Annotated in this window: 20 protein-coding genes; 11 read left to right on the top strand and 9 right to left on the bottom strand. The window is 73.3% G+C overall.

Translation table 11 applies throughout. The annotated features are described in order from the left end of the window. The first annotated feature begins 165 nt into the window (after positions 1-165). Complete coding sequence (locus OIE69_RS34975; protein ID WP_326578628.1) at positions 166-690, top strand: AAA family ATPase; 525 nt, start codon at positions 166-168, stop codon at positions 688-690. Positions 691-916: 226 nt separating this feature from the next. Here the strand turns inward: OIE69_RS34975 and OIE69_RS34970 are convergent, their stop codons facing one another. Beyond that, complete coding sequence (locus OIE69_RS34970; protein WP_326578627.1) at positions 917-1,381, bottom strand: hypothetical protein; 465 nt, start codon at positions 1,379-1,381, stop codon at positions 917-919. A 214-nt stretch (positions 1,382-1,595) separates the two neighbouring features. On the opposite strand from OIE69_RS34970, the gene OIE69_RS34965 reads away from it, so the two are divergent. Continuing rightward, positions 1,596-2,084, top strand: coding sequence for a hypothetical protein (locus OIE69_RS34965; RefSeq protein WP_326578626.1), 489 nt, complete (start codon positions 1,596-1,598; stop codon positions 2,082-2,084). A gap of 15 nt (positions 2,085-2,099) precedes the next feature. On the opposite strand, the gene OIE69_RS34960 is transcribed toward OIE69_RS34965, so the two are convergent. Together OIE69_RS34960 and OIE69_RS34955 are read right to left on the bottom strand one after the other, a co-directional pair. Next, positions 2,100-3,482, bottom strand: coding sequence for an SMI1/KNR4 family protein (locus OIE69_RS34960; RefSeq protein ID WP_326578625.1), 1,383 nt, complete (start codon positions 3,480-3,482; stop codon positions 2,100-2,102). Positions 3,483-3,840: 358 nt separating this feature from the next. Next, complete coding sequence (locus OIE69_RS34955) at positions 3,841-4,950, bottom strand: VanZ family protein (protein WP_326578624.1); 1,110 nt, start codon at positions 4,948-4,950, stop codon at positions 3,841-3,843. Positions 4,951-5,415: 465 nt separating this feature from the next. Here OIE69_RS34955 and OIE69_RS34950 point away from each other — a divergent pair, with 465 nt between their 5' ends. Continuing rightward, complete coding sequence (locus OIE69_RS34950; RefSeq protein WP_326578623.1) at positions 5,416-5,805, top strand: hypothetical protein; 390 nt, start codon at positions 5,416-5,418, stop codon at positions 5,803-5,805. 30 nt (positions 5,806-5,835) lie between these two features. On the opposite strand, the gene OIE69_RS34945 is transcribed toward OIE69_RS34950, so the two are convergent. Next, a complete protein-coding gene (locus tag OIE69_RS34945; RefSeq protein ID WP_106435009.1) occupies positions 5,836-6,036 on the bottom strand; it encodes a hypothetical protein in 201 nt (66 codons plus the stop codon). A gap of 120 nt (positions 6,037-6,156) precedes the next feature. Between OIE69_RS34945 and OIE69_RS34940 the strand changes: the two genes are divergently transcribed. The 3 genes from OIE69_RS34940 to OIE69_RS34930 are packed head-to-tail and all read left to right on the top strand — an operon-like array spanning position 6,157 to position 8,963. Further along, positions 6,157-6,366 (top strand): ferredoxin, encoded by a 210-nt coding sequence (locus tag OIE69_RS34940; protein ID WP_089224740.1) that lies wholly within the window; start codon positions 6,157-6,159, stop codon positions 6,364-6,366. Beyond that, positions 6,356-7,723: an NAD(P)/FAD-dependent oxidoreductase gene (locus OIE69_RS34935; protein ID WP_326578622.1), complete on the top strand. Its 1,368-nt coding sequence runs from the start codon at positions 6,356-6,358 to the stop codon at positions 7,721-7,723. The genes OIE69_RS34940 and OIE69_RS34935 overlap by 11 nt, the downstream gene beginning before the upstream one ends. Positions 7,724-7,757: 34 nt before the next feature. Then, positions 7,758-8,963 (top strand): cytochrome P450, encoded by a 1,206-nt coding sequence (locus OIE69_RS34930; protein WP_326578621.1) that lies wholly within the window; start codon positions 7,758-7,760, stop codon positions 8,961-8,963. A gap of 36 nt (positions 8,964-8,999) precedes the next feature. On the opposite strand, the gene OIE69_RS34925 is transcribed toward OIE69_RS34930, so the two are convergent. After that, positions 9,000-9,545: a CGNR zinc finger domain-containing protein gene (locus OIE69_RS34925; RefSeq protein ID WP_326578620.1), complete on the bottom strand. Its 546-nt coding sequence runs from the start codon at positions 9,543-9,545 to the stop codon at positions 9,000-9,002. A gap of 114 nt (positions 9,546-9,659) precedes the next feature. Between OIE69_RS34925 and OIE69_RS34920 the strand changes: the two genes are divergently transcribed. Together OIE69_RS34920 and OIE69_RS34915 are read left to right on the top strand one after the other, a co-directional pair. Next, positions 9,660-10,085 (top strand): hypothetical protein, encoded by a 426-nt coding sequence (locus tag OIE69_RS34920; protein ID WP_326578619.1) that lies wholly within the window; start codon positions 9,660-9,662, stop codon positions 10,083-10,085. 158 nt (positions 10,086-10,243) lie between these two features. After that, positions 10,244-11,815 carry a hypothetical protein gene (locus tag OIE69_RS34915; RefSeq protein WP_326578617.1) on the top strand — a complete coding sequence of 524 codons (1,572 nt, stop codon included), beginning with the start codon at positions 10,244-10,246 and terminating at the stop codon, positions 11,813-11,815. 25 nt (positions 11,816-11,840) lie between these two features. On the opposite strand, the gene OIE69_RS34910 is transcribed toward OIE69_RS34915, so the two are convergent. Continuing rightward, positions 11,841-12,539 (bottom strand): TIGR04222 domain-containing membrane protein, encoded by a 699-nt coding sequence (locus tag OIE69_RS34910; RefSeq protein WP_326578616.1) that lies wholly within the window; start codon positions 12,537-12,539, stop codon positions 11,841-11,843. Positions 12,540-13,090: 551 nt separating this feature from the next. Between OIE69_RS34910 and OIE69_RS34905 the strand changes: the two genes are divergently transcribed. Continuing rightward, positions 13,091-13,747 carry an aggregation-promoting factor C-terminal-like domain-containing protein gene (locus OIE69_RS34905; RefSeq protein WP_326578615.1) on the top strand — a complete coding sequence of 219 codons (657 nt, stop codon included), beginning with the start codon at positions 13,091-13,093 and terminating at the stop codon, positions 13,745-13,747. Between the two features lie 112 nt (positions 13,748-13,859). On the opposite strand, the gene OIE69_RS34900 is transcribed toward OIE69_RS34905, so the two are convergent. Next, positions 13,860-14,627 carry a hypothetical protein gene (locus OIE69_RS34900; RefSeq protein WP_326578614.1) on the bottom strand — a complete coding sequence of 256 codons (768 nt, stop codon included), beginning with the start codon at positions 14,625-14,627 and terminating at the stop codon, positions 13,860-13,862. 122 nt (positions 14,628-14,749) lie between these two features. Further along, a complete protein-coding gene (locus OIE69_RS34895) occupies positions 14,750-16,960 on the bottom strand; it encodes a HelD family protein (protein ID WP_326581500.1) in 2,211 nt (736 codons plus the stop codon). A gap of 572 nt (positions 16,961-17,532) precedes the next feature. On the opposite strand from OIE69_RS34895, the gene OIE69_RS34890 reads away from it, so the two are divergent. Then, positions 17,533-18,636, top strand: coding sequence for a hypothetical protein (locus OIE69_RS34890; protein ID WP_326581499.1), 1,104 nt, complete (start codon positions 17,533-17,535; stop codon positions 18,634-18,636). Positions 18,637-18,640: 4 nt separating this feature from the next. Further along, positions 18,641-18,979 (top strand): hypothetical protein, encoded by a 339-nt coding sequence (locus OIE69_RS34885; protein ID WP_326578613.1) that lies wholly within the window; start codon positions 18,641-18,643, stop codon positions 18,977-18,979. Between the two features lie 78 nt (positions 18,980-19,057). On the opposite strand, the gene OIE69_RS34880 is transcribed toward OIE69_RS34885, so the two are convergent. Further along, the gene (locus tag OIE69_RS34880) at positions 19,058-21,136 is read right to left on the bottom strand and encodes a DUF1996 domain-containing protein (RefSeq protein WP_326578612.1); all 2,079 of its coding nucleotides are present in this window, start codon (positions 21,134-21,136) and stop codon (positions 19,058-19,060) included. Positions 21,137-21,381: the final 245 nt, after the last annotated feature.

The raw sequence follows: 21,381 nt of genomic DNA, 5'->3' as shown, positions 1-21,381 counted from the left end.
CCTGCGAGCCGGACGTCGCGACGGGCGGCTCACCGCACGGCCGATCACGCCAGCAGCGTGACGCGATGCGCTGCCGTCCGGCGCGCGGCACGCCGGACGTTAGGTCCATGGGGGTCGGATGCCGTGCCACCGATGGCCCCGTCCCAACCCTGGCAGGATCGCCGGGTGACCTCTCTGTTCCTGATGGTCGGCCTGCCCGGGGCCGGCAAGACCACCGTGGCCCGGCGGCTCGCCGGGGAGCACGCCGCTCTGCGCCTGACGCCGGACGAGTGGATGATCCCGCTGTTCGGCACGTCGGAGGCTGACGGCAGGCGCGACGTACTGGAAGGGCTGCTGCTGCGGCTCGCCCTGGAGGCGCTGGCGCTCGGGACGAACGCGGTCCTGGACTTCGGGTGCTGGTCGCGTGACGAGAGATCGGCCATCCGCCACCTGGCCGAGTCGGCGGGCGGGTCCTGTCGGCTCGTGTACGTGCCGGTGGACCACGAGACCCAGTCGGCCCGGGTCGCCCGGCGCCAGGCCACCACCCCGGAGCGGACCTTCCCGATGAGCGAGGCGGACCTGCTGCGCTGGCGGGCGCTGTTCGAGGAGCCCGACGCCGCCGAGTTGGCCGGAGGGGACGTGGGCGGCCCTCCCGGCGGGTGGCCGGGCTGGCGGGAGTGGGCCGAGGACCGGTGGCCGTCGCTCGGGTGACGGACCCGTGCCGCACCGACGGCGCCGCCTGACCCTCCGCGGGCACGCATCGCCTGCGCCGTTCGGGTGGCGGCCGCCCCGCCACGGCGTACGACGCGGGCGAGTCGGATCCGGCTCCCGGCGCGGACTGACGCGGGCCCGTGCGGGAGCCCGAGAAGAAATCACCTGATGCCGTGGCACCACTCCGTGAGCGTGGGTCCGTCGCGGTCCGCTGCCCGTCCGGCGATCACGCCTCCGCGTTCACCGCCGGGGCCGGCGTGGCGAGGTCCAGCGCCGCGCGTGCCTTGACGGCCGCCTCGTTGCCCGACAGGTCCTCGGCAGCCTCGTAGTGGTCGTCGTACAAGTCCGCGTCCTTGGCCTTCGCGGCCTTGGCCCAGAGCGGGCGGGCCGCGGCGATCTCCGCGTCGATCGCGGCCACGTGCTGCTTCACCTCGGCGGGCCACTCGTGCGCACGCAGGAGGCGCGCCTCCTCGTCGAGGGCGGCCCTGACGTCCTCGGCCCACTGCTTGTAGGCGTCCAGATCGTCCTCGACGTACTCCGCCTCCGGAGCCTCCGCCTTGGCGTCGCAGGTGTTGACCACCTTCGGGTAGGCGACCTGGTGCTCGTCGAGCGTGGTCTCGTCCTGCCGCAGCGAGCCCTTGAGGGGCCCTGGTCCTTGCCGAACAGGCAGCTCACCTCGCGGTCGCCCCACACCCAGCTCTCGCTGCTGGGCGCGTCCAGCGCCGGCCGCGGGGGTGCGGGCGGCGGCGCGGGGTACGGCGAGTCCACGAAGAACTGCCCCTCAGAGGGTTTCGCGCGAACGGTTGCGCGAATACATCCGATCTTCCTGAACGGACGTCCTGTACCGCTGAGCCCGGAGATGCCAGCATGATCCGGACGATCGGGAACCGCACACGGGGGTTGATGTGTTCCATCGCGTACCGCGGCATGCCCTGGCCGGCTGTGTCGCGTCCGTCCTCGTACTGAGCGGCTGCACGGCAGGCTCCACGGCGGAATCCAGGGCGCTCGAACGGCGGGGCACGGCGGCGCCGGCTACGGCGTCCTCACCCTCCGCCGCGGCCTGGCAGGACCCGTCGGAAGACCTGGACGACGCCACGGTGTGGCTGTCGACAGGACGCCGCAGCGGCGGACTGGAGCAGGCCCTGCCCGCGAAGCCCGCGGGCGGGACGGTCTACGTCGCGACGCAGTGCCAGGGCAGGGGCACGCTCACGGTCGACGCGGGCCGCTACGGCACCTCCACGGAGCACTGCTCCGAACGGCCGGACGGCAGCCTCAACGGCGCCGCGATGCGGACCCGCGAGGCCGCCACGCGGCTCAAGGTGACCGCGAGCCCCGGCGTCACCTGGGCGATCGCGGTCGGCTGGGACCGCCACGCCCCGCAGCCGCCGGAGTGACGGCCTCACCGCCTGCTACCCCACGGGGCCGAGGTGGCCTTCGACGACGGTCACCGTGATCGGCGGGCGGTCCCAGAGGGCGAGGATCTCGTTGGCCAAGTCCACGATGGGGAGCGGGTGCCGAGTGCCGTGCACCTCGATGGCCGCGGCCAGCAGGCCGCGCGGGACGGCCCCGGCGTCCAGGAGGACGCGCCACTGCTCCGGGCCGAGTTCCAGATACTCCAGACCGGCCAGCTTGGCGATCTCCAGCGGGTCGGCGAGCGTGCCTGGATAGGCCGTGAGGGCCCGCAGGCGGGGCAGTCCGACGACCGGGGCGAGGCTGAGCGGCTCATCCTCCCAGACGCCGATGTGCAGCACCTCGAGTTCGGGGTGCGCGGCGGCCTGGACGCTTGCCAGGCTCCGGATGTTGACCCAGGCCACGGCCGCGGACTCGTCGGCCCGGCGTTTGCGAACGTGGCGCGGGCCCCGATCGGCGACCATGTCGGTGAGGGAGTCGGCGAGCAGCCCGGCGCCGATGTTCTCCTCGTGGCTGAGCATGACGACCTGTCCCACGTGTCCACGCGGGCCGGGCGTCAGGTCGACCGCGATCCGGTCGCCGCCCCCGTTGTCGCCGAAGGCGATCCAGCCGGGCGAGCCGACCACTCCCTGCACGGCGGCGTCGGGCGGGGTGACCACTGCCTCGGTGGCCGCGAACTCCCAAGGACACGGGCGTGCGGCCGCGTCGGCGACGTAGATCTCGTCGAGGGACAGCAACTCGCAGCCGACCGCCCCGAAGACCCGCTCCGCCGCCTCGTAGTCGTCGCCCCAGTCCGCCCACCGCGCTCGCGTCACCCGGTACAGCGCCTTGAGTTCGTCGGGCAACGCGAGACCCAGGCGCCGTTCGGCGGCGGCGATCTCCGCCTCGGTGGCGCCGATGGCGTCGGGGATCCGCTCGCGGAGCGTTCGTTCCAGCCACGCCGGATCGGCCGTCGGGGACGGCGTCGCCCCTGGCGCCGGTTCGGGAAGGCGGCGCCAGGGCTCCGGGACCGCGCCCTCGACCAGGACGAGCGCACCCGGGTGCGCGCTGCCGATCCCGGGTTCCACGGCGGCGCTGGGACCGTGCAGGTGGAGGACGGTCCTCCCGCTCGGCTCGATCTCAGCGGTGAACGAGATGTCGTCCGCACCGATGTCCGGCAGAGCGCCCTGCACCCGCCGCACCGCGTCGAACTCGTCCTGCATGTCCTCGGCTTGGAGGGCCCGCCCGGGCGGCGGGAACCTCTGCGGCATCGGCACATTCCACGAACCGAAGCCGATCCGTCCCGCCACGTAGCCGCCGGGGGCGGCAAGGCTCTGCGCGTTGCCGGCCCGCAGGACCCGCAACAGGGGCTCCCAGGTCTCGAAGTCGTGGATCGAGGGCAACTGCGGCCTCCGGTGGCTCTGGTGATCGCGGCGAACGTGATGTCCGGCCCGATGCTAGGCGCCGCCACCGACACCGGCCGTCCCCCTCCCGCTCCGGCGCCTCGCACGGTCCGCGCGTTCAGTCCTGGTCGTCCGGCGAGGAACCCCGTCGCACGGAGATCACCAGGATCGCAACGAGCGTGACGGGCGGAAGTCGGCCGGGCCCGGCTGCCCTGATCGCGAACCCCGTATCCCCCAGTTCCATGGTCGGAGCGTATTCCCGCTGACCATCAGCCACCAGAGTCGGAGCAACGGCTCGGGCCGGTCCGGCTTTCGCCTGCGCGCCACCGCCGGTCCCACCCCGGGCACTGGCGGCGGGTCAGGCGCAGGGCGCGAATGTGTGCCTCCGGCTGTCGCCGGCGGGTGCGGTGAGGCGGACGCCGATGAGGCGGCTTGCGGAGTTCACCTTCACCTCCAGCGACGTCACGGCCGACATGCGGTCGTCGCGGTAGGGGTACGTGACGGTCCAGGTCTCGCCCATGCCGTCGTCGGCGCGGTCCACCGCGGGCCGCTTCGTGTCGGCGGTGGGATAGTGCGCGGCCACATAGCGGCCGGCGGTCCGCTCGGCGGCCGCCTCGTCACGGACGGGTCCGGCGGAGCCCGGGATCGGCTTCCCGAGGGCGGCGGCCTCGGTTCGGGGCCCCATCGACACGTCGACCTGGAATCCGTCCGGATCGGGCCAGCGCATGGAGGCGACCCCGTTCGGCTCCAGTTCGGCCCACACCTCCTCGTTCACACCGTCCACGCCGCACGGCGTGTTGTCCGAGACGCGGCCGATCCTGACGTCGTCGCCCAGCGCCTTGCGGATCGCCCGCCCGATCATCGCCTGCTGTTCCGCGGACGCCTGCCTGCTCGGCTCGGCGTGGTCGACCACACGCACGTCGACGACGGTCGACAGCACGCAGGCGACGGCGACGAATCCCGCCCCGGTCGCGGCCAGGAGCCCGCGGTGCCGCGTCGGCCAGGGCGACAGACCCGAAGCGCCGACGCGGAGGGACAGGAACCCGACGCCCACGCCCGCGACGGCGCCCGTGACGTTGGTGACGAAGTCGCTGGTGTCGCAGTAGCGGCCGATGACCGGAAGGCACGCCTGGACGGTCTCGATGCCGCCGGCCAGGAGGACGGACAGCAGCACGGGCTGCAGCGGACGCCGGGCCGCGCGTACTCCGAAGAATCCGATCGGCACGAACAGCGCGACGTTCATCCAGCCCTGGGTCGTCCCGAACGACTCCAACACGTCCTTGCTCACGGTGCACTTGACCGCCCCTGTGCCTACAGGTCTTAGCCAGAGGGTCAGGAACAGCGTGGCCGTGGTCGTGGCCGCCCAGGCCGCATAGGTCCACGGCCGGTCGGAACGGCCGCGCAGGGCGGACGCGACGACCCCCAGCACCGCGGCGGACACGAGGGCGACGAGAAGGAGGTACAACACGTGCCCTCCGAAGACGAGAGCGATCAATGTCGTGCCTTTCGAGCGTGCGGAGATCAGCCGACGGTGCGCGGATCGCGACGCGTCGGCGATCACCCTGGCGCCCGCACGTCATGGGTCCTGGCTCAACTCATGACCAAGCTGTAACAGGACGTCCCCGCCGGTCCGAAGATCACCACGAGGCGCTCGCCCGGGGGCTCCGGTCCTTCGGCAGGACGCCGTCTTCCCCGGCTGCGGTGTGGTCCGAGTCGCCGCCGGAAAACCCGACGCGTCCAGCAGATCGCTGAAAAGGTCCTCCACGAAGGTCTCCTCCGAGCGCGGCAACTCCTCGATCCGGGACTGCGACTCGCCTGGGCCGCGGCGGCGGGTGCCCCGGCCGCCGCCGTGCACCTGCGGCGTCGGAAGGGCGGCGCTCGTCGTCACATGCCGGAAACATACGCGGCGGTGACATGCCAGTAGGGTCCCGGCATGCTGCTTTTCCACTTCACGCGGCCGGGGCTGTGGCCGCTGATTTCGGCAGACGCGGAGATCAGGGCGACCTGGCCGGAAGGGCTGGACGACGTACCGGAACTGGCACGGGCCGTGCACCTGACCACCGATCCGAGCCCGGGGTCGCTGCCCGGGCCCTTCCGCGACCGCACGGTGCGGATCACGGTGGAGGTTCCGGCGCCGGAGGCGCGGCGGTGGCATGCCTGGGCGGGTACGAGGCTGCCCGCCGGGTCCGCCGAGGCGCTGGCGGCGACCCGCTTCGACGGGCGTCCGGACGAGTGGTTCGTGCTGGAGCGGCCGATCCCGTCGGCCGAGTGGGTGTCGGTGATCGACCTCGGCGTGATGCGGCCGCTCTGGCCGCGTTCGTAACCGCGCCGGCGCCACCGCCACGCACCCCCGTCACCAGGTCGTCGGGCCGGCGCCGCGCCACTCGACGAGGTCGCTGTCGTACAGGTCGCCCAGGCGCATGCGGAGCCCGGCCCGGCGGACGAGCGCGAGGACGTCGCGGGGGCTGTAGGCGAGGCCGAGGATCCTGCCGTCGCACCGCACGCGGCGGCCGCCACTGCCCGACGGCGGGTAGACGATCACTCGGCATGGCACCAGCCCAGCCTGGCCCCGCCACGGCGGCGCCGCATCCTGGCGGAGTAGCCGGACGCGCGCCGCGCCCCCGCAGGGCTTACCAATGAAGGGACATCAGAGGGCCGGAGAGAGTGGCTGGGCATGCGCGTTGTCGTGGATCTCACCCGTTGCCAAGGCTATGCACAGTGCGTGTTCCTTGCGCCGGACGTGTTCCAACTGCACGGCGAGGAGGCACTGCTGTACGACCCGGCGGTTCCGGAGGACCAGTACGAACGCGTGCGCCAGGCGGCCGCGGCCTGCCCGGTGCAGGCGATCCTGGTCGGCGAGGAGGTGAGCGCCGGTGTCCGGTGACCTGAAGGAGGGCCGGATCGTCGTGGTCGGTGCGTCCCTGGCCGGACTGCGGGCCGCGGAGGCGCTGCGCGAGAAGGGCTTCGCCGGTTCACTCACCGTCGTGGGGGACGAGCCCCACCCGCCGTACGACCGGCCGCCGCTGTCCAAGCACGTACTGCTCGGCAAGGCGTCGGCGTACTCCACAGGGCTGCCGATGCGCCGTGACCCGGAGGCGGAGTGGCGGCTGGGGGTGGGCGCCACCGGACTGGATCCGGTCGGCAAGCGCGTCCTGCTGGGCGACGGTTCGTCGCTGCCGTTCGACCGGCTGCTGATCGCGACCGGGACGCGGGCGAGGCCCTGGCCCGTTCCCGAGGAGGCCGCCCTCGACGGAGTGTTCACGCTGCGCACCAGCGACGACGCCGCGCGCCTGGCCGAGCGGCTGTCGGCCGGGCCGCGCCGGGTACTGGTGATCGGCGCGGGCTTCACCGGTTCGGAGATCGCGTCGGTCTGCCGCGAGCGCGGTCTGGAGGTCACGGTCACCGAACGCGGCCCCGCCCCGCTGGTGGGCGCGCTCGGCGGGACCCTGTCGAAGCTCGCGGCCGCCATGCAGCGGGCACACGGTGTGGACCTGCGCTGCGGCGTGACCGTCACCTCGCTGCGCGGCAACGGCAGGTTCACCGGGGCGGACCTGTCGGACGGCACCCGCGTCGACGCCGACGTCTGCATCGTCGCCATGGGCGCGGTCCGCAACGTGGAGTGGCTGGCGGATTCGGGGCTGGCCGCGGATCCGCGCGGGATCGCCTGCGACGCCGGGTGCCGGGCGTTCGACATGTACGGGATCGTCACGGACGACGTCTTCGTGGCCGGTGACGTCTCACGCTTCCCGCACCCGCTGTACGAGTACCAGTTGCTCTCCCTCGAACACTGGCGCAACGCGGTGGACCAGGCCGAGGTGGCCGCGCACAACATGATCAGCCCGGGGCCGCTGCGGCGTCCGCACCTCTCGGTCCCGACGTTCTGGTCGAGCCAGTTCGGCTACAACATCAAGTCGGTGGGCGTCCCCACCTTCTCCGACCAGGTGGTCATCGCCCAGGGCTCGCTGGAGGCGCGCCGACTGGTGATGGTCTACGGCTACCGCGGCCGGGTGACCGCGGCGGTCACGGTCAACATGGCCAAGTCGCTGGAGTACTACGAGCGCCTCATCGAGACCGCGGCCCCGTTCCCGCCTCCGCCGGGGGCGGCGGACCGGCGTGCGGCGGCCGAGGTCCCGCTCCCCTCCGACGTGCCGGACCCGAGCAGGCTCTCGCACGGTCCCACCGTCGCGCTCACCGGGTACCTGCCGGACCGGCGGCTGGTCCTGGCGAAGCCCACCAGGTGACCCGCCCCCGCCCATCCACGAGGAGCCACCACGCATGACCGCCGAGACCCTGCTGGAACGGATCACCGACTACGCCAGCCGCCCCGACCCGTACCCCCTCTACGCGGAGCTCCGCGAGGCCGGGCCCGTGGTGCGGCAGACGGACGGCAGCTACCTGGTCGGCACCTACCACGAGATCGTGGGCCTGCTCCACGACCCGAGGCTCAGCGCGGACCCCCGCAACCGCACCACTCCCGCCCCCGCGGCGTCGGAGGAGACCCAGCACCTGCCGTTCCTGCGGCTCGACGACCCCGAGCACCACCGGCTGCGTACGCTGGCCATGCGCCCGTTCGGCCCGCCGCACAGCCCCGGGCGCGTCGACGCCATGCGGGGCGAGATCACCCGGCTCACCGGGGAGCTGGTCGACGGGCTGCGGGGCCGCGACCACGTCGACATCGTGGACGACCTCGCCTACCCGCTGCCGGTCACGGTCATCTGCCGGCTGCTGGGGGTCCCGCGCGAGGACGAGCCGCGGTTCCGGGAGTGGACGGACCTGCTCGTCGCCTCCGCCGACATCAGCCCGGGCGAGGACACCGCCGCGCGGGCCGAGGCGGGCCGCAAGGCCCGGATGGAGATGGGGGCGTACCTGCTCGGTCTGGCGGAGCAGCGCCGCGGCCGGCCCACCGGCGACTTGCTCTCGGACTTCGTCAACGAACCGGATCCGGAGCTGCGGCTCACCGGCGAGGAACTGGCGATGACCGCCATCCTGCTCCTCATCGCGGGGCACGAGACCACGGTCAACCTGATCACCAACGGCGTGCTGACGCTGCTGCGCCACCCCGACAAGCTGGAACGGCTCCGCCGTGAACCGGAGCTGCTGCCGGAGACGGTGGAGGAACTGCTGCGGTACGAGCCGCCGGTGCACCTGCGCGAGCGCATCCCGCTCGCCGACGTGGAGATCGCGGGGACCGTCATCCCGAAGGGGACGTCCGTGATCCTCGCGCTCGCCTCGGGCAGCCGCGACCCGCTGCGGTTCCAGGACCCCGACCGTTTCGACCCCGCCCGCAAGGACAACGAGCACTTCGGCTTCGGCAGCGGCATCCACCTCTGCTACGGCGCGCCGCTCGCGCGCATCGAGGCGCAGGCGGCGCTCGGCGCGCTCCTCCCCGGCCTCGGCACGGCGACCCTGCTGCAGGACCCGCCTCCCTACCGGCGCAACGCCATGCTGCGCGGGCCCCGTCACCTCCTCGTCGGGTTCTGACGCCCGAAGAAGTACGCCGGCTGCTCGCTCAGCTCATCACGCCGTGGTGCGGTGGCGGGCGCGGAAGGCGGCGGCCTTGACGCGGTTGCCGCAGGTCCGCATCGCGCACCACTCGCGGCGGCGGCCCCGGGAGTGGTCGAGGTAGACCTGGGTGCACTCGGGGCGGGCGCACTCGCGCAGCAGTGTTCCCTCGTCGCCGCCGATGATCTCGACTGTCTCGCGGGCGAGGGCGGCCAGGCCCTGTGCCGCGGAGCCGGAGCGGCTCGTGCCGTCGGGGGCCAGCTGGGTCACGACGGGGGCCTGTGCCGCGTGGCGGTTGACCGCGGCGACCGCTTCGGCGGGCAGCGCCGCGCCGTCGAGCCGCGCCTCGACCAGGGCGTAGATCGACTCTCGCAGCTCCACGGCCGCCGCGAGGTCCGACGCGTCTGCGCCGGGCTCGCTGTCGAGCATCCGGGACTCGACGAACCAGGAGTCGAGGAGCCCGGGCGTGGCGAGCTTTTCCGTGGGCACCGCATTGCGTCGTGCGCGCAGCGTGCCCAGGAAGTCGAGGGCGAGCGTCCCGCAGGGAAAGGCATGGTTCACATCACCATCCTAACCGGTGACCCACCGGTACGTCACTGTCTTGACAGGTGATTTCCATTCGTGCCAAGGTCGTCACCGTTCAGAACGGTTACTTTTGATGTGGGGGACGCCGCAATGGCTGTCGTACGTTTTCACCTGACCTCCTCGCTCAGCCCGGCCGAGGCGCTGGCGGTGCTCACCGACTTCGGTCCCGCACGGGCCCGGAACTGGCCCACCATCGACGCCGAGCACCTCACGGTCCACGCCATCGGCGACACCTGGGCCGAGGTGACCGAGGGCACCGCGTCCGCATGGGAGCGGGCGCGCTACGACTGGGACGCCGAGAGGGGACGGGTCGTGATCGCCACGCACGACTCGAAGGTCTTCGGGCCCGGCGGCGGATGGGTCTTCCAGCTGACCCCCGAGGGGGACGGCACCCGGGTCGACGTGGAGCTGACCCGCACGCCCGGCACGCTCAAGGGCAAGGTGCTCGCGACGCTGCTCCCTGTCGCCGCCGGATCCCTGCGCAAGTCCTACCGGGCGCCCTTCAAGGCCGTCTGACCCGCCGGGGCCGGCGCCCGGGCGCCGGCCCCGGCCGCACCGCCGCCATGCGGCCCTGTGGCCCGATTCCGCCCCTCGAACTCACTGTCGAGATCCGGCTACTGTCCGTACACTGACACGTTGCAGGCATGCGGGCAGTGCTGACGGGGGGAGCCGCCATGTCCGAGCAACCGCACGGGGCCACGTACGGCTACGGCTACGGATTCACCGTTCCGCCCATGCCCTCCACCCCGCCACCCGCCCCGCCGGACGGGCTGCGGGCGGCGGCGGTCGGGCTGCTCAACCTCAGCGGCCTCGGCCTCGGTTACGCCCTGACCCGGCGCTGGGCGCTCATGGTCGCGTGCTGGTCGGCGACCGGCATCCTGCTGCTGGTGGCACTGCCCGCGGACCCGGACGGCGTGCCCGTGGGCCTGGTCGTCGCCTACCTGATCCTCCTCCTGGCCGCGGCCGTCCACGGCGCCGTGGTCGGTCTGCGCACCCGGCTGGTGTGGCCCACCGGCTCTCCTCTGGCCATCGCCCTCGGCCTGGTGCTGCTGGCGGTGCCGGCGGGCGGTGTCGTGCTGTACGACATGGCCCGCGACGAGGCCAACGAGCAGGCGCTCCTCGACCGGCTCGACCAGGCCGACCGGCTGGTGCGGGCGGGCGGGAGCAGACCCTTCAACGTGGCCGAATCCGACTACCGCAAGGCCCTGCGCGAGTACCGGGAGATCAGATCCGGCCACCCGGACTCCCGGGCCGCCGCCCGGGTGCCCGACCGGCTGAAGACCTACTACACGACCGTCGGCGCCGCCTACGAACAGCAGGACTACTGCACGGCGATCCCGGCGCTGACATACCTGCGCACGGTCCCCGCCACCATGGGCAGGCAGGCACTCGGCACGCTCGCCGCATGGCCCGACGACCGCCTGGCCACCTCCCTCTACGAGTGCGGTGCGCAGCGGCTGGGCGGCGAGGACGCCGACTGGACGGGGAACTTCGGTGACCTCCTGGGCACCTTCCCCGACTCGGAGCAGGCCGCGAAGGTCGCACCCGCCGTCGACTCGGCCGTGGACAAGGCCGCGAAGGGCGTCCGCGGCTCCGACCCCTGCGCCGCCGTCGACCGGCTGCGCACCCTCGGCACCCAGGCCGGGGGCCTGAACGCCGGAACCGGGGACGCCGCCGAGGCCGTCGCCGCCTCCGCCGCCCGGGCCGGCAGGAGCGCCGACTCGGGGGTGTACGCCTGCGGGGTCGACCAGTACAAGGAGGGCGACTTCGGCGAGGCGCGGGAGACGATGAACGCGTACGTCGCCGACAACAAGAACGCCGGGAACCGGGCACTGGCCAAGAAGTTCGCCATCGCGGCGGAGGTCGCGGACGAGATCCCCTCGGCGGGCAAGCGGCTGCCCACGCTGGCCTCCGGCGGCAGCATCTCGGTCACGATCAAGAACGACAGCCCCAACCCGATCACGGTGCTCTACACCGGGCCGGTGACCGGCAGCCTCACGCTCAAGGCCTGCCGCGGCTGCACCTCGTACTCCCTCCTGACGCCCTCGCTGGCGGGCTTCAAGCCCTGCCAGGACAGCAGCAGGAACTACCCTCAGCGCACCATCCGGCTGCCCGTCGGCACCACGTACTTCCTGCACAAGTCGACGTCGTCCGACGGGTCGAGCCCGGCGTCGGACACGGCCAGGCTCCAGTCCGGCTACATCTACACCGAGTGCGCCTACACGACGAAGTCCCTCGGCTTCTGACCGCTGCCGCGCGCCGGCGACGTCGTCAGTCCGAACCGCCGCCCCCACCGCCGCCCCCTCCGCCGCAGCCGAAGCCGCCGCCGGAGTGGTCGGCGGAGTGGCCGCCGTGGCCCGCGCCGCCGTCGGTGCCGTAACCCGAGCCGTCCTCGGGGTAGTCGGCGCGCCAGCGCAGGAACTCGTGCCGGCCGAACGGGAACAGGCCCTCGTCGGCGGCCGCTCCCCGGCCGGTCAGCCCGGCCTCGGCGGTGAAGGCCGGGACGAGCGCGGTCAGCGCGGGGTCGCCGTAGAGGGCGACCGCGAGCAGGACGTCCTGCTCCGCGAGCCCCGCGCGGTGTTCGGGCATCGGTGTGTTCCGCCGCAGGTCGGCCACATACCGGCGGGCGGCCCGGGTCGGGCTGACGCGCACCAGGCGCAGCAGCCCCGCCCCGGCCAGCTCCGCCCGCATCCGCGACAGCGCCTTGCGCACGACCGCGCGGCCGAGCAGTTCCCTGATCCCCGCAGGCCGGTACAGCCCGACGCGTACCGCCTTCTCCAGCGGATGGCGGTGCGGCGGCGGGTCCGCCTGCTCCGGGGACGGCTCCCGGCGCAGGGTGCCCGGCCGGCCGGACTCCACGGCGCCGCGCAGGTGCAGCGCCACCACGGCCACCGTCAGGGCGGCTCTGGGGCCGCCGCGCAGCATCGCGATCTCGTGCGGTTCCAGCCGGACCGCCGTTGCCTCGTCCATGGCCTCTCCCCCCGTGCCTCTGCCGGGTACGTGCCCACCGCCGGGGGTGGTCGAAGCCTTCCGGGCCGGGGTTCAGAGGCGGATTTGAGAGTGCTGTAGCGGGCGAACGGCCGGTGGTGTAGGTGCGGACGGCCCGCTCAGGGCCGGCCGGGGCCGGTCGGGCGGGCACGAAGGGTGGCGGCCGTCCTCCGTCGCCGCGCTGGACGCCGTCGAGACGAAGTACGCCCAGCGCGGCAAGGCGGACGAGATCGTCGGCCTCGACCGGCCCGGCGCCGACCTCCACGGCAAGCTCACCGGCGAACTCACCGGCCACTGAAGGCCGCCGGCTGTTTCGGTGGATACGGGGAGGGACCGCCGGGGCCGATGATGCGCGTGTAAGGAAATGTGCCGGGGGAATTGCCTTGGGCCTTTCCCTACGGCAGGCTGTCGCTCCAGTCAGGCCCTGCCCTCGGCGCAACCGTACGTACTCGCGTACGGGGCAACGGAGTTGGCGGCACGGGCACGATCGCGTCCGGGAGGTCACCGAACGGGCCACGCTGGAAGGAAACCGTGTGAGCCGGATCTCGGTCCGGGGGATCGCGGTGGCTTCGGCCACGGCGGTCACCTCCGTGGGCGCCGTCGTCGGCGTCGCCACGAGCAGCCAGGCGAGCGTGCAGCCCGTCGCCGCCACCGACACCGGCACCGTCCTCGCGGACATACCCGCCGGCCAGCAGGTCCAGCAGGCGTCCCTGACCCAGCAGGTGAAGGCGCAGTCCGACGCCGCCGACACCGGCACCAGGAAGGCCGCCGAGCAGGCCGCCCGCAAGCAGGCCGGCAGGGACGCCACCGCCCGCAAGGCCGCGGAGGCGAAGGCCGAGGCCGACCGCAAGGCCGAGGCGGCAGCCCGCGCCGCGCTGGTCGTGAAGGCCTCGTACACCGTCGCCGAGGTCCAGGCCATGGCGCAGGCGCTCATCGGCGACGCGTCGCAGTACCAGTGCTTCTCCAACATCGTCACCCACGAGAGCGGCTGGAACTACACCGCGACGAACTCCTCCTCGGGCGCCTACGGTCTCGTCCAGGCCCTGCCCGGCTCCAAGATGGCCTCCGCCGGCGCCGACTGGCGCACCAACCCCGGCACGCAGATCAAGTGGGGCCTGAAGTACATGGACAGCCGCTACGGCAGCCCCTGCGGAGCCTGGTCGTTCTGGCAGGCCAACAACTGGTACTAGCCCCGCCCTTCGGGCGGCCGGTCGGCGGGGCGGGAGGGCGGTCAGGGCACGTTCCCACCGGTACCGGCTGCCGCCGCAGGCTCGCACCGCGCATCCGGCCCGCGCAGCCGGGTTATCGCCGCATGGCTTCCGCGAGGTCCGTGACCGCGAGCAGCTGGCGCTCGGTGAGACGGCGCACGTCCCAGATGAGTTCGGCGACACCGGCGGTGCCTGCCGTCGCGGTCGGGGACGCATCGGGCTCGGGAAGCGCCACGCCTGTCACGGCCGCCAGGTCGTCGGAGGGCACGTCGAGGACCTCACAGAAGTCGGCGAGGAGCTCGGCGGTCAGCGCGACGGTGCCGCTGCCCACGCGTCCGTAGGTGGACGCCGCCCAGTAGCGGCCCGTGACCAGGAAGAACGTCTTGGCCGTTGCCGTCCAGCCGAGGTTGCGGTTCCGTACCAGGCGCATGAGCAGGGCGCCGGGGCCGTCCGGGTGCCCCTGGTACGGCGGCGGTCCGGGGGGAGGCGCCACGCGCTCCTGCTGCGGCAGCGACGCCACGTACCGCCGCAGGACGGTCCGCTGTCGCGGAGGCAGGGCGACCGCGTGCCGGACGAGATCCGGAAGGTGGCGTCCGGCCGTCGGGTCGACCGGAGCGAGGTCGCCGGGCACGTCGACCCCGGCGATCACGAAGAGGTCCGGGGTGTGCAGCCCGAGCTCGGGCGCGAGCCGCCGCAGCGCGGACGGGGTGGGTGGTTCGCACAGGTCGACGGCGCTCGCACCCGACCGCTGCCGGAGCGCGGCCAGCCGGCGAAGAGGCGCGGCGACGCTCTCGTCGGCCGTCATCGTCCGCGGAGCTTGCGGCGAGGGCCGGTCCGGGACCGGCGGGACGTCGGGATTCACGCGCCCAGTGTGGCGCCGCCTCGCCGCGCGGGAAAGGCGGGGGCGGACCGGACGCCCCTTCACGACCCCGGCGCGGCGCGGACGCGCCGCGCCGGGGTCGTGAAGGGGTGGCGTGGCGGCGGTCAGCGCAGGGACTCGGGCAGGTCCTCGCGGTGGACGATGCCCAGGCGCTGGGTGGCCCGGGTCAGGGCCACGTACAGGTCGCTGGTCCCGAACTCCGCGGGTTCCACGACCAGCACGTGGTCGAACTCGAGCCCCTTGGCCTCGCGGGGGCCGAGCAGCACCACGGGCCGGGTCAGGTCGGGCTCGGCACCGGGCGTGACACCGTCGAGCGGGGCGGCGATCTCCTCGTGCAGCGCACGCGGCGCGATCACCGCCAGGCGCCCCTCGTCGGGGGTGAGTTCCTCGACGGCCCGGGCCACCGCGCCGGCCAGATCCGTACCGGCGTGCCGCGTCCACGGCTTCTCGCCGGTGGAGCGCACCGAGCGGGGCGGCTCGAAGGCCGGGTCCTCGGCGCGTACGACCTGCGCGGCCAGGTCCATGATCTCCGCGGGCGTGCGGTAGTTGACGCCCAGCCGCACGTGCTCGAAGCGGTCGCCGACGTACGGCCCGAGGATCTTGTCCCAGGAGCCGACGCCCGCCTCCTCGGAGGTCTGCGCCGGATCGCCGACGAGGGTCAGCGAGCGGGTCGGGGAGCGGCGCATCAGCAGACGCCACGCCATCGGCGACAGCTCCTGCGCCTCGTCGACGATGATGTGCCCGAACGCCCAGGTCCGGTCGGCGGCGGCCCGCTCGGCCGCGCTGCGGTGGTCGGCCTCCTCCTGCCGGTCGGCCATCCGCTCGGCGTCGATGATGTCGTGGGCCGCCAGGACCTCGGACTCCCCGTCCTCGAACTCGAAGGACTCCGAACCGCGCGACACCTCCAGGACACCCTGCGCGTAGGCGATCTGCTCCTGGCGCTCGGCCTCGGCGGCGGCCCGTGCGGCGCTGTCGTCGACGCCGAGCAGTTCGGCCGCCTCGTCCAGGAGCGGCACGTCGGCCGGGGTCCACTCGCCGTCGCCGGGGGCGCGACGGATCGCCGCGGCGTCCCCGTCCGGCAGGTACGCCGGCTCGGCCAGGTAGCCGGCGAGGAACTCCTGGGGGGTGAGCATCGGCCACAGCTCCGCGACGGCCGCCCGCACCTCCTGACTGGCGGCTACACCCTTGCCGAGCTGCGCGAGGTCGTCCGGGCCGAGGAAGTTGGGGCCGCCGTACGGGTCCGCGCCGATGCGGTCGGCGAGCTGCGCGGTGAGGGCGTCGATGACGTGGAACGCGAAGTACGGCCGGGCCAGGTTGTGCGGCAGGCCCGTCTCGCGGGCGGCCTCACGGGCCTGGTAGGCGATCTCCCAGTCCAGGACGAGTTCGCCGTCGTCGTGCCGGATGACCACCGGCGCGCCGGGCTCGGGCAGCGCCTGGCGGTCGCGAACGGCGAGGGCGAGCGCCTCGGCCATGCCCGCGGCGCCCTTGACGGCCGCCGCGCGCGGGGTGTCGGTGCCGCGTGCGTGGACGCCGGGGAAGAGCTCGGCCTGCGTGGCGAGCATGACGCCGGTCTCGCCGAGGGCGGGCAGCACTTCGCCGATGTAGCGCAGGAAGGCCGGGTTGGGGCCCACGATCAGGACCGCCCGCTTGGCCAGCAGCTCACGGTGCTCGTACAGCAGGAAGGCCGCCCGGTGCAGCGCGACCGCGGTCTTGCCGGTGCCGGGGCCGCCCTCGACGACGAGGACGCCGCGGTGCGGGGCGCGGATGATGCGGTCCTGGTCGGCCTGGATGGTCCGCACGATGTCGGCCATGCGGCCGGTGCGGGCCGAGTTGAGGGCGGCCAGCAGCACGGCGTCGCCGGTGCGGTCCTCGAAGCCGCTGCGGTCGTCGTCCTCGAGGTCGAGGATCTCGTCGTGCAGTTCGGTGACCCGGCGGCCCTCGGTGGTGATGTGCCTGCGCCGGCGCAGACCCATGGGGGTGTGCCCGGTGGCGAGGTAGAACGGCCGGGCGACCGGTGCGCGCCAGTCGATCAGGAGCGGGGTGTGGTCGGTGTCGTCCTCACGGATCCCGATGCGGCCGATGTGGTGCGCGGCGCCGCCGGTGAGGTCGATCCGGCCGAAGCACAGCGAGCCGTCGACCGCGTTGAGGGCCGCCAGCAGCCCGGACCGCTCGGCGACGAGGACATCGCGTTCCAGACGGGCCTGCATGCCGCTGCCCACCGGGGACAGCGCGTCGTCGACGTGCCGGGCGGCGACCCCGCGCAGCGTGTCGACCCGCTCGTAGAGCCGGTCGATGAATTCCTGCTCCTTCTGCAGTTCGACTCTTTCGCGAGTTGACACATTCGCTCCCTGTCCGATATGCTGTTTCCAGTGGCCCCCGATGAGGGGCCGTTTCTGTGCGCGCACAGAAACACTCAATATACGTGAGGAAATCCCCGTACCGCAATTGCGGTACGGGGATTTCCCGCGTTCGGGGCAGGGCCTGGGCCTCGGCGCTCTGACGGTGCCGGGACGCCCCTCCGGCGGGCTCCGGCGCGGGCGCGCAAAAGAAAAGGAAAGGAGGTCGTGGACTCCAATCCGTTCCCAACGTACAGCGCACCGGGGGGCTTGCGGCAAGGCCCCGCGGGTGCCGCAGAATCGCCCGCCGTAACCGGAATTCGGGGCGTGGGGAGGCACGAAGTGCGTGCGATGTCGTTGACGTACGGGCCACGGGGGGGGACGTCGAACCGCTGGTGGCGGCCGGGACACCGTCGCCCGCGGCCGGCGCGGTGGCCGGCGCCCGGGAGTTGCGGGATCCGGAGGGGCGGGCTCACCCCGTCCGGGAGCCGGAACGGAGTGCCCCTATGATCGACGCCCGCTGGACGAACGAGCGAAGCGGGGGACTGCAGATGACCTACCGGCGTGCGGCGATACCGGTCCTGACCGGGGGATTGCTGCTCACGGCGCTGTTGTGGTGGGCGGGGTCGAGCGCGCACGCGCTGAACCTGCCGGGCACCGTCGACGTGATCGGCGGCCGGGCGGCCGCGGAACTCGGCACGTGGCTGACCCCCTGGTCGTACGACCCGCCGGGCTGGGGGCAGCCCTTCGGCGCGCCGACGGGCGGCACCGACTACCTCACGCTGTACAGGACCGGGCTGCAGATCCGGTTCGCCGCGGTCTTCGCGTTCTTCGTGCCCGGGGCGCTCCTCCTGCTGCGCAGGCTGCCCCCGGTGCACAGGCGGTGGCCCGCCACGCTGCTCGCGGTGTGGGCATGGGGCCTGGTGGCGGGGACGCTGGCGGTGACCGTCTCCGCGCCGTGGCTGATCGCCTCGCGCGGGCACGGCAGCTACCGCTTCCTGCCCCAACTGGCCTCGGTGATCACCACCGGGCGGCAGGCCGTCGCGGTGGCCGCGCTGCTCGCGGCGGTGGTGACGGTGCTCACGGCGCGCATCACGGCCAAGGGCGCGGACCCGCTCCCCCAGGCGGCCGTCCCGGCGCGTGCGGGCCGTCTGGCCGCGACCGTCGGGACGGCGGTGGTCGCGGTGTCCCTGGTGGTGCTCTCGTACCAGTCGGTCGCCGCCGCCCTCCAGACCTACTCCCCCGGCATCGGCCTGCTCTCCGAGCCGGGCGACCTGCTGCGCCAGTGGCTGCTCCTCGGTGCCTGGACGACCCCGTCCGGCGGCGCGCTGACCGACTGGCTCCTGGCGCGCGCCGCCGACCTGCTGCTGCTCGCCGTGGTGTGGTGGACGCTGCGGCGGCTGCCCGCGATGCTGACGCGGGCCACGTTCCCCGCGATGGCGGTCGGGGCGGTCTGCGCGACCGTCCTCGGGCTGGTCGTCTCGCAGTTGCTGCGGGTGGCGCTGGACGGTTCCGGCCTGCGCTGGGGACTGCTGTACCTCTCCTCCGCCCTGGGCGTCGGGGTCCCGGCGGCGCTGACCTTCGGCCTGGCGGCGGGCGTGGCGGCCGCAGTCACCCTCCGGGTCGCCGGGCGCCGCGCGGCGGGGGGTGCCTGACACCATGGCCGACCACCACGTCGCCGCCCTGGCGTCTCTGTCCTGGAATCCCTCCGCGCCCGCGGACGTCCTGCTGCGGCTGCTCAAACACGACGACCGGGCGATCAGGCGGAACGTCGCCCAGCGCAGAGGTCTGCCGTTCGACGTGGTCGAGGTGATCCTGGCGGAGTTCGCCCGCGACCCGGCACGGCGACGGGTGGCCGCCCGCCATCCGCGACTCCCCGTACCGCTGATCCGCGAACTGCTCGACGACCCCGAGACGGCCTGTGCAGCCGCCGGCAACCCGCGTCTGCCGGCGCGCGACATGCACCGGCTCCTCGACGGCGCAGGAGTTCCGGTCTAGCCGCGCAACGCCCTCGGCGACCGGGCTGTACGCCCGGTCGCCGAGGGGGACTTCACTGCGGCCGCCTGGAAGGCGGAGCTAGTTCGAACCGCGCTTCACCTGGCGGAGCAGGAGGAATCCCGCGATCGCCAGGACCGCTCCGAGGCCGGCCGGCCACAGGTTGGTCCCGGTGTCGGCCAGCCCGCCGTTGATCGCCTGCTGGTTGGCCTGACCCGCGGGGCTCGGGGCGAACGCGCCGGGGGCGGGCGTCTGCTGGACCGGCGCCGCCGACTGCTGCTCCGACTGCTCGCCGTGGTGCTCGTGGCCGCCGGCGGGCGGGGTGGCCGTGTCGTCCTGGCCCGCCGGAGGCGTGGAGTCGGCCTTGGGGGTCACCGTGACGGGGGCGTCGGGGGTGTCACCGCCTCCGTTCTGGTCGTCGTCCGGGGTGTCCGCGGGGGGCTGCTCGTCGCCGGGGTTGTCGTTGCCCCCGTTGCCGGGCTCCTCCTCACCGGGGTTGTCGTTACCGCCGTTGCCGGGGTTGTCGTTGCCCCCGTTGCCGGGCTCCTCCTCACCGGGGTTGTCGTTACCGCCGTCGCCGGGGTTGTCGTTGCCCCCGTTGCCGGGCTCTTCCCCACCGGGGTTGTCGTTCCCGCCGTCGCCGGGCTCTTCCCCACCGGGGTTGTCGTTCCCGCCGTCGCCGGGCTCCTCCGCGCTGTCGTCGCCGGGGCCGCAGGTGCGGCCCTCGTTGATGCAGTCGGCCACCTCCCGCATCAGGCCTTCGTCGAAGATGTTGATGAAGTCGCCGTGGTCGGTGACCGGCTTGTGCAGGTTCTCGGGGAAGGAGTCCACCGCGAACAACGGCACCGTCTTGCCGCCGTCCTGGACGCTCGGCGCCTTGACGTCGTACACGATGCGCTGGACCAGCTGCGGGATGGCCTTGAAGCCCTGCGGGCAGTTGCCGCCCGCGTCGGCGAACGCGACGTGGGTGCGGTGGTTGGCGCTGTCGACGTTCTGGCCGTCCCAGCAGCTCTGGAAGCGGAAGGTGCGGACCACGTCGCTGCCGTCGGGGCAGAGCGGGTACCTGTCCTTCAGCTGCCGGTCCTCGAGGCCCGTGCAGCTCCAGGAGGCGTTGGCGTTGGCCGGCCCGTTGACGAACGCCTTCGCGTCGCCCGTGATGATGCGCAGCAGCCGCGGCATGGGCGTGACCTTGCTGACGGGGTTGCCGACGAACGTGAGCGTGACCTGCTTGGGGGTCACGATCCTTCCGGCGTTGCCCTCGGTGCCGCCGCCGGGCGCCTGGGCGTCCCGCTCCACGGTGCCGTCCTGCACGCGCACCACGGGCCAGTAGTACGACGACTTGTCGCCCTGGTCCTTGCAGCTGGTCTCCGCCTTGGCGAGGTCGTCGATGGTGGCGAGACCGTTGTTGGACTGGTTGCCGATGTAGTCGTGGAAGTGGTGGGCGCCGTTGGTCACTCCGGGGGCGGCGATGATGTTGTCGGAGTTGAACAGACCGCCCGCGTTGACACCGCAGTCGGACGCGAACGTGCCGGGAGAGGCGTCCGACGGCTGGGGGCCGCGCGGCGCGTTCGGGTTCACGCTCATGATGTCGGCGAAGTCCCCCACGACGGGGCCGTTTCCGCCCTGCCCCGCGCCGGCCTGTCCGGCACCCTGGTTGCCCTGGCCTCCCTGGCCTCCCTGGCCGCCGTCACCCGTGGACGGCTGCGGGCTGCCTTCCTGGTCCTCCTCCCCCGCCTGACCCTGCTGGTCTTCCTGACCCTCCTCGGCGCCGGTGGAGCGGACCGCCGTGCACCCGGCGAGGCCCTCGAGTCCCTGCGGGGGGTCCCCCACGCGGTCGATGGCCTGCAGGATGCGTGCGATCGTGGCGGCGCGCTTGTCCTTCAGCGGGCCCAGGATCGCGTTGTCCACGAAGCCGGGGTCCTGCTGCTGGGCTGCCGACGTCTCCTTGAGCCTCTGGTAGGCCTCGGCTATCTGCTGGTCCAGCAGGGCGAGTTCCTTGTCGACGTCCTCCTTCGCCTGCTCGGGCACGGAGGTCAGCGCCGTGCCGACGTCGGGGCAGTCGACGGTGTACGCCTGACCCACCGAGGCCGTCCGGGCCGTCTCCCCCTCGGTCGCCGAGGCGAACACGTTCGCCGTGACCAGGACTCCACCTCCCAGCATCAGGGCGACGGCTACAAAGCTGCCGCTACGTGTGCCGGTAGCACGTCTGCGCGAATTGCGTACCAAGGAAACCCTCCTGCGCGCCTGATGATTGGCGGCCTGAACACGACAAGCCATCGACACATACGGACGCCACCCCGGGAGTGTTCAACCGCCCCGGGAATTCACAGGAGTTACCTGTCAGGACCGCAGCCGCCCAGGCCGGGCCCGGTGGCCCCACGCCACCGGGCCCGGCCCGCGCGAAC

It is taken from the genome of Actinacidiphila glaucinigra, from assembly GCF_035918135.1.
GTDB lineage: Bacteria > Actinomycetota > Actinomycetes > Streptomycetales > Streptomycetaceae > Actinacidiphila > Actinacidiphila glaucinigra.
Note: the sequence above shows the minus strand (reverse complement) of the source record. Positions and strands in the feature narration are given on the sequence as shown.

Coding starts and splice junctions, on each gene's coding strand:
- OIE69_RS34950 (WP_326578623.1), top strand. CDS start 5,416: ATGCTGCTTTTCCACTTCACGCGGCCGGGGCTGTGGCCGCTGATTTCG.
- OIE69_RS34940 (WP_089224740.1), top strand. CDS start 6,157: ATGCGCGTTGTCGTGGATCTCACCCGTTGCCAAGGCTATGCACAGTGC.
- OIE69_RS34930 (WP_326578621.1), top strand. CDS start 7,758: ATGACCGCCGAGACCCTGCTGGAACGGATCACCGACTACGCCAGCCGC.
- OIE69_RS34920 (WP_326578619.1), top strand. CDS start 9,660: ATGGCTGTCGTACGTTTTCACCTGACCTCCTCGCTCAGCCCGGCCGAG.
- OIE69_RS34915 (WP_326578617.1), top strand. CDS start 10,244: ATGTCCGAGCAACCGCACGGGGCCACGTACGGCTACGGCTACGGATTC.
- OIE69_RS34910 (WP_326578616.1), bottom strand. CDS start 12,539: ATGGACGAGGCAACGGCGGTCCGGCTGGAACCGCACGAGATCGCGATG.
- OIE69_RS34890 (WP_326581499.1), top strand. CDS start 17,533: ATGACCTACCGGCGTGCGGCGATACCGGTCCTGACCGGGGGATTGCTG.
- OIE69_RS34885 (WP_326578613.1), top strand. CDS start 18,641: ATGGCCGACCACCACGTCGCCGCCCTGGCGTCTCTGTCCTGGAATCCC.
- OIE69_RS34880 (WP_326578612.1), bottom strand. CDS start 21,136: ATGCTGGGAGGTGGAGTCCTGGTCACGGCGAACGTGTTCGCCTCGGCG.